Raw genomic sequence first — 12,918 nt, 5'->3', positions numbered from 1 at the left:
CCCCCCACACCACCCTCGGCAACAGGTTCTGACCACAATACCGCGCTGACCCTCTCAACAACAAGGAGCAAAAATGGGAACCCTCGTCAACTACGCACGACCTGATGGCAAAACCGTGCAGGGCTACCTGGCCGAGCCGGCCGCCAGCGATGCCCCGGCCATTGTGGTCATCCAGGAATGGTGGGGCCTGAACGACCAGATCAAGGGCGTGGCCGACCGCCTGGCCACCGCCGGCTTCCAGGCTCTGGTGCCCGACCTGTACCGTGGCAAAGCCACCGTGGAGCAGGAAGAAGCCCACCACCTCATGACCGGCCTGGACTTCGGCGACGCCGCCAGCCAGAACATCCGCGGGGCGCTGCAGTTCATGAAGGCCCGCGCACCCAAGCTGGGCCTGACCGGCTTCTGCATGGGCGGCGCCCTCACCCTGCTGGCCGCCCAGGCACCCGAGCTGGACGCCGCCGTTGTCTGGTACGGCTGCCCGCCGCTGGAATACATAGACGCCAGCAAGATCAAGATCCCCCTGCAAGGCCACTGGGCCACGCAAGACGAGTTCTTCAAGATCGACACCGTGGCCGCGCTGGAAGACAAGCTAGGTGCAGCCGGCGTGGACTTCGAGTTCCACCGCTACCTGGCCCACCACGCGTTTGCCAATGAAGAAGCCGTCGGCCCCGGCCGCATCCCGGCCACGCAGTACGACCCCGTGTGGGCCCAGCAGGCCTGGGACCGGGCGCTGCGGTTCTTTGGCAAGCATTTGGGGTGATGCGATTGGCATGTAGGCCGTCTACAAGCCAAATAGGCTGCTAGCACAGGTGGCATCTGCGCCAGCAGCTACAAAAAAAGAAGCAATTTACCGCAATGGCGGATTCAGCGCAGGCACCAGCGCCGTGCGCAGCACGGTGACCACGACGGGCAGCGGTGCCGCTTGCAGCGCATTCTTTTTGAGGAACGCAGCCCACAATGCCTGGCGCGAGGCATCGTGCGCAAACTCGTCACTCAGCCCCATGGGCGTATCTGTTGGCAGCGCAGTACCCCGGCGGGCAAAAGTGGCAACAATTGCCGCCGCCAGCGTTGCCGGGTCCAATGTCTCCCGCTCCAGCAACACCGACAAATCCAGATAGTCCTTCACCCTGGTGTTGGCCATGCCCAGCAGCACCATGGCGTGGAGCTTCTCCGCCACCACCGTGTAGACCGGGTAGGTGCGTAGCTGCGGTGCTGGAAAGTCGGGCAGCAACACGGGGTAGCTGGCGTCTACCGGGCCAGGGGTTACCGCGTCGCCAAACCCCACGTCCACCTACACCTTGCACCGGGCACGCGCCAACTCTGCCGACACCAGCACGCGGGCACCGGCATAGCCTGCATTTTTGCGGATCTCGTCCACCACCACACTGGCCGCGCCAAACACCAGGCCGTCTTCAGCCGGGACCGACACAATCGTCCGAAAGTCCTGCGCTATGGCCCCCAGGTCGCTCGCACCAAAGCCCAACAAATCCACATCGCGCGTGGGCCGGTGGGGCATGGCGTACCACAGGTTGAACAGCATGGCGCCTTTGAGCACAAAGCGCTCGGCGTGTACAGACTGGCCCAGCCGATACAAAAAGCGCTCAAGTGCGTAACGCACCAACACGACGTTGAAATCGGTTTGCTCTGCCTTGGCAATCTGCAGCAAACGCGCGCGCACCGAGGCAGCCAGGTCTTGTACCATTCAGCCCCCTTGCCCCAGGGCTTCAAGATAGGGTCGCATCACATTGCCAACCCGGCAAATCTTGGCGAAGCGCCACAGTTCATCTGCTGTGGTTTTGTTCTGGGCCAAGGCGTCTTTGAGTGCCTCTATCGCCACGTCCAGCCCAATCTTGTTGCGGTGCTTGAAGCAATCGGCCACCGTCTTGGCCGCGCTGTACACCCGCAAAGTCACCTGCTCCACCTGCATTGTTTCTACCCCCGCAGCGTAAGCCTCGCCCGAAAACTGCACCATCTTCACCGGCGGGTAGTCCAGCCTGGGCGCGTGGCTGCCTTGCGGCATGGCGATCCATACCTGCCGCGGCAACTGCGTGGTCAAGCCGTGCAACTGCAGCGCCGTCAGCAGGCAAAACACCGCCTGCGGCACCTTGACGGCCAGGGTAGCCAAACTCTCGTGCTCTGACGCCTGCGTGCCCGGCACGCGGTACACCCCACGCCCCACACGCTCCAACTGCCCGCTGGCGATAAGCCGCGTCAGCACCACACGCCCTATGCCCAGGGCCTGCAACTGGCTCGCCCGCAGCAGGCCCTGCTGGCTGGCAAGATCTAGTACCTGCTGGGTGTGGGAGGCGGTGTTCATCGCGTGCAAGTATGTTCCATTTATTCGTTAACTTCAATAAGTTAACGATGTTATGGAACAAATTGACGGGCGCGGGTCTGCTTACCGCGCTGGATGAAAAACTGAAAGCCGCAGACGTCAGCGTCGAGTTCCACCGCTACCTGGCCTACCACGCGTTTGCATAGAGTTGGAAAAGGCCCCCGTTACCTTCTGCAAAGCCATTCCCGCAGAAAATACACGGCATATCCCATAAGGACTCTTCGTGTCAGATTCCATCGTCATCCAGCAACCCACCCTGCCGGCCCAGCAACTCATGGTGCTACACCACGGCGAGGGCGGCAGTGCGCGGCACATGGAGCCCCTGGGGCGGCGCCTGGCCGCGCATTTCCCCCATGCCTTCATCGTCAGCGTGCAGGCGCCGTACCCCTACGACGGGGCAGAGTCCCAACCTGCCGACGCAGAAGTGGGCGGCCAGTGGTTCCCGACGCAAGACATCGATGACGAGCAGCGCGCCGCGCGCGTGACACAGGCCGTGCCCGCCTTTGTGCACAACCTGCGCTACTGGCAAACCCAGAGTGGCGTGGGCCACGGTGCCACGGCCATCTTTGGCTTTGCACAGGGTGCCACCATGGCGCTGGAAGCCGCGCAGGTCGAACCCGCGTTAGCTGCCCGCATCATCGTGCTATCAAGCCGCTATGCGCAGCTGCCCAGCAGCGCGCCCGAGAAGACCACGCTGCATTTCATCCACGGCAAGGTGGACCCCGTCATCCACTACGGCCACTGCGTATCCGCCGCAGAGCGCCTGGTGGCGCTGGGCGGCGACCTGACGGCAGACGTCATCCCCTTCCTGGCACATGCAGTGACCGACGAAGTCATGGACCTGGTGCTCGAGCGCCTGACGGGCCATATTCCCAAACACCAATGGGAAGAAGTGCAAAAAGCGGCGGCACAGCAGCAGGGCAGCTAGCCTGTTGCCGCGCGCCGTTGCCTAGATACCCAATAGGCTGCTAGCGCTGGTAATTTCAGCGCTGACAGCTATAAAAAGAGAAGCAATTTACGCCGTGTTTCATGTAGCACGAATGTGCTACCATTTCACGTCTACAAGGAGACTGCAGCATGTCCACCACCACCATCCGTATTGAAGACGACCTCAAAGCCCGCATCGCCGCTGCCGCGCAGCACGCTGGCAAAACCGCCCATGCTTTCATTCTGGATGCGATTTCCCAAACCGTGGAGCAGGTGGAACTGGACAATGCCTTCAACACGCTGGCTGATCAGCGTTGGGCCAACATTCAAGCCAGCGGCAAAACCGTGCCATGGGACGCAGCAAAAGCCTACCTCGCCGCGCGGGCGAACGGCGAGCCCGCGCGCAAACCCGCTGCACGCAAAATGGCCAAGTAACCCAGCGCATGACCTACATCGAGCTGGCCCCGGAAGTCTTTGACGATTTCGACCGTTTCTTTGAACACATCGCCCAGTTCGACCCAGCCGCAGCGCCCCAGCGCATTGGCGACATCTTGGAAGCCATCCAAATCCTGACCCACAGCCCGCAGATTGGGCGGCCCGTGAAAGACGGCAAACGCGAACTCATCATTGGCCGCGCCACGCGAGGCTATGTGGCGCTGTACCGCTATGTGGCGGCGATAGATACCGTGTTTGTGCTGGCCGTGCGGGCGCAGCGGGAGGATGGGTTTAAGCGAGAAAACGGGGTTTAGCTAAGTTGGCATAGGCGCGCAGCCATTTCTGATTGTCCAGACATGGTCTGGACAATCAGGGATTCAGGCACAGCTACCAATAGGCCAGGCGCTGTCTGACCTATTGGCAACCGAGGAAAGCTAATGCACCTCAGGCTCGAAGCATTCAGCATCGGAAGGGCCAGAATTCTTGAGTTCCGCGAACTTGGGCTCCATCGTCGGGTTGCCCCGCGTCAGCTTCTTGATAGTTAAGGATGCTCTGCAAAACTTAAGCGAGGATGTGGTGGTGCGGATCGGGATGGGATGCAAGGCGCATTGAGCAGCCCATAGCCGCAGCTATTGGCAAGAAAAGCAACGCCGCAGACCGCTGGGAGTTTTGCAGAGCGTCCTCGTTGGCGCGCGGCGAAAGTCCTTGAAACATGTCGCTAGCAAATACTCCAGTAGAGCCTATTAAAACCAAATAAAAACTCATAAGTGCATGAATTTAAATAGTTTACGGTATGAAATATAGAAACACGCTAACATACCGAAATGCTAGAAACCAGCGCCACCATTGCACGCCAATACATTGATGCCGTCTCCACCTTCGAGGCTTTGGAAGAAGCCCAAGAGGAAGCAGCCCACGTGCGCGGCGGCATGTACTGGCATGCCGGGCCACCTGCCACCCCCGAAGCCAAATATCTGGTGCGCACCACACCTGCCGGAGCCGAGACCAGCCTCGGAGCCCGCACAACCGAGACTGAAGCCATTTATGAGCGCTTTACCAAGCGCAAGCGCGAAAGCGCAGAGCGCGTGTCTGGCCTCAAAGCCGCCCTGGAACAACACCAGCGCCTAAACCGCGCTCTGCGCGTGGGCCGGGTGGACCCTTTGGTGGTGGCGCTGCTGGGTCGTTTAGCCAGCACCCAACTGAGCCCGCACTTCCGCGTGGTGGGCACCCACGCGCTCTACGCTTATGAGGCCACTGCCGGGGTGCGGCTGGACTCGGACACGCTGACCACCCGCGACATGGACCTGCTGTGGGACACCCGCAAGCGCATCCTCTTTTCAACACAACTTGCCAAGGTAGATAGCTCCATGCTGGGCGTGCTGAAAAAGGTGGACAGCAGCTTTCGCATCCGCAAGGGCCAAAAATACACCGCCGTCAACAAAGACGGCTTTGAAGTCGACATCATCCGCCGCGAGCGTGCAGGCGACGACCCGCACCCCATCAAACTGAGCGATGAAGACGAAGACTTCTGGGTAGTGCAGGCGCGCCGTGCCAATGTACTGCTGGACTCCCCCGCCTTTTCTGCCGTCATCGTGGCCACCAACGGCACCATGGCGCGCATGAACACCGTGCACCCCGCCACGTTTGTCGCGTTCAAACGCTGGTTGGCCAACCAGGCCGATCGAGAAGCACTCAAACGACGCAGGGATGTGCTTCAGGCGGATACCGTGCAAACCTTGTTGGACAAATATTTGCCGCAGTCTTGATGTCAAACGTGCCTGATTAGTTACATACCTCAGACGTATCACCACAACCGTTCGCCCTGAGCCTGTCGAAGGGCTCTATCGGCAAGCCCACCGTCACCTGGGACGACTGTGTGGTGGCCGCTATTCACTGGGGCTGGATCGACGGCCTGCGCAAGGCCTTGGACGACACCTCGTTTCTGCAACGCCTGACGCCGCGCCGCGCACGCTCCAACTGGTCGCAGAAAAACGTGCCGCATGCCGAGCGGCTGATAGAGCAAGGGCGCATGCAAGCCGCCGGCCTGGCGCACGTAGAGGCCGCGCGCAGCGACGGGCGCTGGGCCACCGCCTACGCCGGCAGCGCCACCATGGTGATGCCCGAAGACTTTTTGGCGGCGCTGCAACAAGACCCCGCGGCCCACGCTTTCTACGCCACGCTCAAACGCCAGAGCCTGTTCACCATCTACCACCGGCTGCACAGCGCCAAGCGCCCGGAAACCCGGGAGAGGCGCATGGCGGAGTTATTGGCGAAGTTGGGGCGTGGCGAAAGCCCTTGAAATTTTCCGCTAGTACGAGAGGCGTGCACACGCTTTTTTGCGAGAAAAATTGGCCCGTAGCGCCCGTTTAATATGCGATAGGAGCTATGAAATACATAGCAACCAGCTCGCACACTGACGTGCAGCACCATCGATTTTGGGGCGATTCCATTTTGAAGCCAATGGTGCTGCCATTGCCATGCGTGGCCGGCTCAACATTCAGCGACTCGGTGATGCCGAAATTACCCGCGGGGCTGCGTCAGAAATAGCGGGCGCAGATGCCGTTGTGGTTGGATATGCCCGGGCCATGCCTAGCGTATCGAGCAACGTGTCGTAGAACTTCTTGGAGACATCAAGGTCGTTGACATCGAGCATCACGTAGCTGAACATAGCTTTCTCTTTGTTGGAATCGTGGAGATGCTGGTGGGGTTCAGGATGGGCCATGATGCGTATTTAAAAAATACGGCCCAATCTAGATGAGTAAGGCAATCATTCGATCATTGCCAAACCCGAAGGGGGGAATGCACGGCCCATCGTGTGTCCTTTGACCAACCATTCTCGTGGCGCCAGGCCCCACTCAAACAGCCGTACGGTCTAGGTGCAAGTCCTTATCTGCAACTTGTATTCGTCAAGTAAATACTCAACTCTGGCCTGGGTCAAACTGACCTGCATTCCCCGGCTAAAGTCTACGTCAATTAGTAAGGGGTCCGCAACTCTTTCTTTTTCAAAACCAATGAAATATTGGCCTGCTCATTCCATGCGAAAAACCATGGTCTTGTGCCTATATCGGCAATCAGGGCAGCGGCCCTAGCATTGAGATTGATATCTGATTTATGTCGTAGCACACTCTTCGCGAGTGCAGTACGCTCATCAAGTGACACATTTGGACACGTAATAAGATCAAAAAACAAAAATACAAACTCAGCATAGTGAGTCCAATCTGGATCATTAAATTTCCCCAAACTATGCGAAACAACAGACCTGACTAGTTGATTGTATTGGGGCATGTCGCCCACATAAGAAAGCAGCAAAACAGTTTGGAAATAATCGAATTTTTTATCAAACCGAAGCTCTCCATTACTTAGAGCAATACCAAATACGTGAAATATTGCCTCTTGATCAAGAAGATACCTCCCCCCCAACTCCTTCAAAACTATTAGTAAATTCATTACTTCAATTTTGGAAGCTGTTCGCCCCACGAGGTCTTGCACGATAATTAATCTAGATTCGTGAACAATCTTTCGAATCAATGAATCACGAAAGGCCATTGGCGCCACATCCATTATTTCCAAAATCATCAGAATGATTTCAGAGGTAACGTAGGTCTGTCGCATCCTCGGCGTCATCGAGTAATAGAAAAAAACAATATCGACTAAGGCACAAAAAAAGAAGTAAAGGCTATCGCCTAAATTTCCTTTTTCAGCAACTAGTGGTCGGTTTCTGAGGCGTCCAAGAAGCTTCTTCACTGTCCCAAAGAAATAATTAGCACATGCGTCATATGAACCAAGTTCGCCGATGGAGCGCTTAATTGATGCAATTGTCTGATTTGTTAGCGCACTCACGTTGCCTATTGCACGAATTTTGAACCGCCTGGAGACCTCACCATGCGGATCGGCATGCTCTTCCAATACGCGACATTTATCAAAAAAAACGGTGATATCTACAGAAATCTTATGTCGAGATATTGAGGGCCCAGTCACAAAAGGACGAGTGTGGTCTATCGTTTTAGATGAATTTACTGCCAGTCGGTATTCCAACAAACACTCAGAAACAATTACCTTTAAAATCTCCCGCGCCTGCTCGGAATTTGAATAAATGAAATAATCATCCACATACCGACGAATGGTATAGTGGACGCCATCCATTAAGTCATTTTTTGCAGCGCTTTTCAAAATATCTAAATCAATACGTTGAAGAATGACTTCCGCAAAAATACGCGATGATTCGGGTCCAACAATTATCCCTGCGGTTTCTCCGTGATTGGTGTTTTGCATGAGTTTATCAAACTCGTTCTCGAAAGAATCGCGCTTTATGTTCTTTTTTGCATACGCCTTGCTCTTGGTTGCCCAAGCAATTGTGTGGGTATATATTCTGTTGAAGCAGTCGGAGATATCCAATTTAGTCAAAAATTTGAATTTCTTTTCCAATGTTAAAAACTCAGTTGAATCATAGAAGCGAAACATCAATGAATATTTTTTATAAGAAAAATATGATGTCGCAACACCTGACACTGTACTGAAGCCGTTCTCAATTTGCTCAACACTTTTAGCTGCACCTCCAACCGCTTGCGCTACTCGTCGGCGTTCTACGAAGTAGCTTGCAATTGCTCCAGGTGCCCTCAAAGAAAATGGACTCCTCTGGCAGAGAGCAACAATTAGATGGTCATACTTAGAATAGAAATCACCAAAATAAATCTGCTGCGCAGGGTGCATCACAGCTAATCCCCGTGATTCATAGGCATTTTTCTTTATTTTGTACTTGTAAGGAATGTTTGGACGTTGCTTGAAGACTTCCAACCCATGCTTTGTATCGAACTGCTCAACAATGCCCGCCTTGGCCGCGAAATACAGCCCTTCATTGGAAAAAAGCATGGGTACTTCGTATGGAAGAGTTTCCGTTAGTATGGCTCGAAAATTGTCCGTCTTTCGCACTCTCACTTTAATAGGAATAGATTTAGACATGATTCCAAATACTTTTAATTTCACGAAACTCAGATCGTTCAAATGGGCGAACAATTTTCTTCTGATGCCCGTTGAAAAGTGAGAGCTGGCAGAGTTCTCTGCGCTGAGCCACTGTTAATAATGGGTTTAGTCGTTTACCCAAAGCTCCTTTTTTGGAAAATACGGCCCGACGGACAAACTCGTCAATTGATCGGAGATCAGAGAGTCGAGACGCATCAATCAGACTGTGGTTGTAGTGAATGCCCGCATACAATTTTCCACTGCCTGAGTCATCGCCTATTTGATAATTACTAGAAATAAATCTCAATCTATTCTTTAGTAAATCATAGTTTTTATGTTTGCAAAAATCAAATAATGACAATGCTATGCGCGTCTTGATTTTTTGGATTTTTTTAGATGCAATTCCAACCTCCAATTTAGACGCCTTTTTTGCACCAATTGTGACGTAATTAAATTCATATCCCAAATATGTAATGCATTGCCTTCCATCAGAAACGACTACGGAGCCTTCTTTTGGTCGATGAAGAAATGTGCATTTTTCGGTATTGAATGAAAGACCAGGCGGAAGCTGCTCAGCTAGCCTGTCAAGTATGTCGACTGGTCTTTCGTGAAAAAGAATAATAATGTCATCTACATAACGTGTGTAAAAGTAAGCTTGATCTAGCATCCGACAAGCAGTATCGAACTTTCGCATGTACAGCTCAGAAAGCGTGGAGCTCAGCGCTATACCTCGCTTGAGTCCTGGGGTCGAAATAACATCTGGAGAAGAAAATAATTTCTCAAGTAATGCCTTTGACTCGTACGAAAGACGTGGATCATCGCAAACTATTTTTTGAATAGCTTGCCTATCAATCGATTCAAAAAACTTTCGGATATCTAACTTTTGCATCCAGTACTCGCCATCCTCTGCGAGTAGAACTTTGACTTGGGGAATAATCCGATTTCTATCAATCGTACCGATATTAAAAACCCTTTTAATATTGTCATTGAGTTTGCGAAGTCCAAAATCGTCTTCTAGGCGAGATGGTGAAATGACGTCCCCATGTGAAAGGGAGTATTTCTTGAACGGAGAAAACTGGAAATGTTCTTTTCCAATTGAGGCTGAAGCGCCTTCGAGCTTCAACATGTAGTCCTCGACACTATCTCCCAATCCATACTTAAAAATGTCGCGCTTATCAAGAAGTCGTAGAAAATTCTTTGCTGAGAAATTTTGATTTAACATGAACCATCAGGCCTTTTCGATAATATTTCGAATAGTTTTCAGTCTTAATTCCAGCTCGTGCTGTACGCGCCAGCCGTTACCGGACATAAAGACATGCACATACGAGGCGATAACCAGCTGCCAGTTGCTGAATATCCGACTCATGCAGTTGCATGAACCCGCGCTTCTTTTATCCTTGACTGATTTTTAGTACACGTAAGAAGCTTGGGGTGTGAGAAACAGAAGCGAATTGGCAGGCATGCACCAGCTGCGCGTCGCGCTCCCGCGACTTGACTACTTGGTGCGCGTACTGGCGGGCTTGCTCCAGCGGGTTGATCACTGTCTTGGGGCCGCCGTCGCCCAGGATTTCCCAGTTTTGCTTGTCGACCTGCAAGATGGTGCTGGGCTTCCAGTCTTTCACCTCCAGCACCAGAATGCCGCGGCGCGGGTGCATCACGCAAAATTCGGGGTGGGTGTTGCGCGGCCCCATGGGCACGTCGTACCACAGCAGGTGCTCGTCTTCGAGCTTTTGCTCCAGCCGCTCGGCCAAACGCTTTTCGCCAGAAGTCATGCGCGACACGCAAGAGCTGAGTGAGGGGATCAGAACGGCCATACCTATTCGCGCAATTTGCGCCCTCCCCATGTCTCTTGTTGCAACGTTGTTACATGTTGCCCCACAAGCCCTTCCCCGCAGGAAAGCAGCATCCCCAAAATTGAGGACATTTGCGAGTCCATGCGCCGCGCCCCTCGCCCGCCCGCATCTCTGCTAAATTGCCCGCCATGACTGCCCTCCCCGCCCATGGCCGCACCGTCTAGCTCCCCACGCACCCGCTTCTCCACACGCCTCCTCTCCCGCGGCGAAAACTTCTTGCGCGTGGCGCTGAGCCACTACGTGGCCAACGGGCTGAGCGTGACGCTGGGGCTGATCGCCATCATGTTGCTGATCTTTGAGGCGGCGGGGCTGGCGGGGGCGTCCAGCGCGGCGGTGGGGGTGCTGATCACCAGCCTGCCGGACGTGCCGGCGCCGCGGCGGCGCAAGATCATGCAGATGCTGCCGGCGCCGCTGCTGGGTACGCCGCTGTTCATGCTGGTGCAACTGGTGCGCGAGGACGTGTTGCTGCTGGGCGTGGTGCTGGTGGCGGGCACCTTCCTGGCGGTGATGGTGATGGCCTGGGGCAAGCGCGGCGGGCCGCTGACGTTTTCGCTGCTGTTCTCGATGCTGTTTTCGATGGCTGCGCCGCCGGTGGGCGAGCTGGACCAGATTGCGGTGCACGGCGGCTGGTTTGCGCTGGGCGCGGGGCTGTACCTGGTGTGGGGCGTGTGCACCACGCACTGGCTGAACCGGCGCTACCGCGTGCAGCTGCTGGCCGAGTGCATGCACAGCTTTGCGCAGATTCTGCGCACCCAGGCGCAGCGCTTTACACCCAGTGCCGACCCGCAAGCGCTGCTGGCCAAAATGCTGGAGCAGCAGGCCACCTTTGCCGACCACCTGCAGAACACGCGCGACGTGGTGCTGGAGTCGCCCACCAACCCGGCGCGCATGCGCATGGCGGCGGTGCTACTGGGCCTGCTGGAGGCGCGCGACCACCAACTGGCCTGCGACCTAGACCTGGACATGCTGTTGCTGGTGGAAAGCAGCGCCGTGCGCCTGCCCGCGCTGCAGCAGGTGCTGAACACCACCGCACTGCAGCTGGAGCAGCTGAGCCTGTCGCTGCTGCTGGGCAAGCGACTGCAGGCGCTGGCGCCCATAGCACCGCTGCGCGGCGACCTGGTCAAGTCGCTGCCGCCGCGCCACAGCTTCATGGACGAGGCGGTGCTACCCGCCGAGCGGCGGGCCGTGGCCCTGCTGCACAGCATGGCAGACCGCATCAGCCACATCAACGACGAGGCGGTACGCATAGCCGCCCTGGCGCGCGGCGACCTGCCGCCCGAGCTGGCGGCGGTGCGCACGCAGTGGCAGCTGTTTGTAAGCCCCACGCGCTGGGCCTGGGCACCGCTGCTGGGTCAGCTGACCTGGCGCGCGCCCACGCTGCGCTATGCCCTGCGCGCCACGCTGGCTGTGGGCGTGGGCTACCTGGTGTCGCAGCACCTGCCCTGGGCGGCGCACAAGTACTGGATATTGACCACCATCGTGGTGGTGATGCGCGGCAACCTGGCGCAGACGCTGCAGCGGCGCGACGCACGGGTGGCAGGCACGGTGCTGGGCTGCCTGATGGTGATGGGCGTGCTGGCCACGCACCCGGGCGCGCGCACGCTGCTGGCCATTACCGCGCTGTCCATGGGGCTGGCGCATGCGTTTGCGCTGCGGCGCTACCTGTACACCACCATCTTCGCCACGCTGGCCGGCCTGCTGCAGGCGCACATGCTGCTGGTGGGTGTGGCGCCCAGCTTTGCGGTGGCCGAGCGCGTGGGCGACACGCTGCTGGGCGCGGCGCTGGCCTGGATCTTCAGCTACGTGCTGCCGGCCTGGGAGCGCAACCAACTGCCCGGCCTGGTGCGGCGCAGCCTGCAGGCGCAGAGCCAGCACGCCAAGCTGGCCCTGGCGCTGAGCGAGCCGGCGCAGGCGTCGGACCTGCCCTGGCGGCTGGCGCGGCGCGAGGCGTATGACAGCCTGTCGGCCCTGACACAAGCCACCCAGCGCAGCCTGGCCGAGCCCAGCCAGGTGCGCCCGGCACTGGAGCCGCTGGAGGCCGTGCAAGGCCGCAGCTATCGGCTGCTGGCGCAGCTGACGGCCATCAAATCCCTGCTGCTACTGCGCCGCCCGCAGCTGGACATGGCCCTGGCCGGACCGGCTCTTAAGAAGGCCGCGCAGCAGATCAGCGACGCGCTGACCGCCCCGCCCAAGGACACGCCCGACACCGCCATACCCGGCCTGGATGGCGAGATAGATAGTGGCGAAGAAAGCCCCGAGGCGCTGATAGACAAGCCCTTCCAGCCCCGGCCCGACCCGCTGACGCAGGACGACCTGACGCCCTGGCTGCTGCGCCGCCTGGCCCTGGCCACCGGCATGGCGCGCGACCTGCGCCGCGCCGCCACACAAGCCCAGCGCACGGGCTGAGCC

12 protein-coding genes and 1 pseudogene are annotated in these 12,918 nt (G+C 57.0%); 7 read left to right on the top strand and 6 right to left on the bottom strand.

Going from position 1 to position 12,918, the window contains the following annotated elements:
• Positions 1-73: 73 nt before the first annotated feature.
• The gene (locus AC07R0_RS07540; protein ID WP_495104354.1) at positions 74-760 is read left to right on the top strand and encodes a dienelactone hydrolase family protein; all 687 of its coding nucleotides are present in this window, start codon (positions 74-76) and stop codon (positions 758-760) included.
• Between the two features lie 87 nt (positions 761-847).
• Here the strand turns inward: AC07R0_RS07540 and AC07R0_RS07535 are convergent.
• Both AC07R0_RS07535 and AC07R0_RS07530 read right to left on the bottom strand, forming a co-directional pair.
• Positions 848-1,702, bottom strand: a pseudogene (locus AC07R0_RS07535) (nucleotidyl transferase AbiEii/AbiGii toxin family protein).
• A complete protein-coding gene (locus tag AC07R0_RS07530) occupies positions 1,703-2,317 on the bottom strand; it encodes a type IV toxin-antitoxin system AbiEi family antitoxin domain-containing protein (protein WP_495104353.1) in 615 nt (204 codons plus the stop codon).
• 241 nt (positions 2,318-2,558) lie between these two features.
• Between AC07R0_RS07530 and ypfH the strand changes: the two genes are divergently transcribed.
• The 5 genes from ypfH to AC07R0_RS07505 all read left to right on the top strand — a co-directional run bounded on the left by ypfH (position 2,559) and on the right by AC07R0_RS07505 (position 5,996).
• Positions 2,559-3,263 (top strand): esterase, encoded by a 705-nt coding sequence (gene ypfH, locus AC07R0_RS07525; protein WP_495104352.1) that lies wholly within the window; start codon positions 2,559-2,561, stop codon positions 3,261-3,263.
• 149 nt (positions 3,264-3,412) lie between these two features.
• Positions 3,413-3,697: a type II toxin -antitoxin system TacA 1-like antitoxin gene (locus tag AC07R0_RS07520; RefSeq protein ID WP_315427213.1), complete on the top strand. Its 285-nt coding sequence runs from the start codon at positions 3,413-3,415 to the stop codon at positions 3,695-3,697.
• An 8-nt stretch (positions 3,698-3,705) separates the two neighbouring features.
• Positions 3,706-4,011, top strand: coding sequence for a type II toxin-antitoxin system RelE/ParE family toxin (locus AC07R0_RS07515; RefSeq protein ID WP_495104351.1), 306 nt, complete (start codon positions 3,706-3,708; stop codon positions 4,009-4,011).
• A 510-nt stretch (positions 4,012-4,521) separates the two neighbouring features.
• Positions 4,522-5,463, top strand: a complete 942-nt coding sequence (locus tag AC07R0_RS07510) for a GSU2403 family nucleotidyltransferase fold protein (protein ID WP_495104350.1) — start codon at positions 4,522-4,524, stop codon at positions 5,461-5,463.
• A 56-nt stretch (positions 5,464-5,519) separates the two neighbouring features.
• Complete coding sequence (locus tag AC07R0_RS07505) at positions 5,520-5,996, top strand: YdeI/OmpD-associated family protein (protein ID WP_495104443.1); 477 nt, start codon at positions 5,520-5,522, stop codon at positions 5,994-5,996.
• A gap of 198 nt (positions 5,997-6,194) precedes the next feature.
• Here the strand turns inward: AC07R0_RS07505 and AC07R0_RS07500 are convergent, their stop codons facing one another.
• The 4 genes from AC07R0_RS07500 to AC07R0_RS07485 form a co-directional block, all read right to left on the bottom strand.
• Complete coding sequence (locus AC07R0_RS07500; protein ID WP_495104349.1) at positions 6,195-6,419, bottom strand: hypothetical protein; 225 nt, start codon at positions 6,417-6,419, stop codon at positions 6,195-6,197.
• A gap of 251 nt (positions 6,420-6,670) precedes the next feature.
• A complete protein-coding gene (gene drt3b, locus AC07R0_RS07495; RefSeq protein ID WP_495104348.1) occupies positions 6,671-8,656 on the bottom strand; it encodes an antiviral reverse transcriptase Drt3b in 1,986 nt (661 codons plus the stop codon).
• On the bottom strand, positions 8,649-9,878 hold the full coding sequence (drt3a, locus tag AC07R0_RS07490) for an antiviral reverse transcriptase Drt3a (protein ID WP_495104347.1): 1,230 nt from the start codon (positions 9,876-9,878) through the stop codon (positions 8,649-8,651). The genes drt3b and drt3a overlap by 8 nt, the downstream gene beginning before the upstream one ends.
• Positions 9,879-10,047: 169 nt before the next feature.
• Positions 10,048-10,470 (bottom strand): nuclease-related domain-containing protein, encoded by a 423-nt coding sequence (locus tag AC07R0_RS07485; RefSeq protein ID WP_495104346.1) that lies wholly within the window; start codon positions 10,468-10,470, stop codon positions 10,048-10,050.
• Positions 10,471-10,656: 186 nt separating this feature from the next.
• Between AC07R0_RS07485 and AC07R0_RS07480 the strand changes: the two genes are divergently transcribed.
• Positions 10,657-12,915, top strand: coding sequence for an FUSC family protein (locus tag AC07R0_RS07480; protein ID WP_495104345.1), 2,259 nt, complete (start codon positions 10,657-10,659; stop codon positions 12,913-12,915).
• Positions 12,916-12,918: the final 3 nt, after the last annotated feature.

The organism is Rhodoferax sp. GW821-FHT07F03 (genome assembly GCF_059418745.1).
This window is presented reverse-complemented; position numbering and strand designations above follow the sequence as displayed.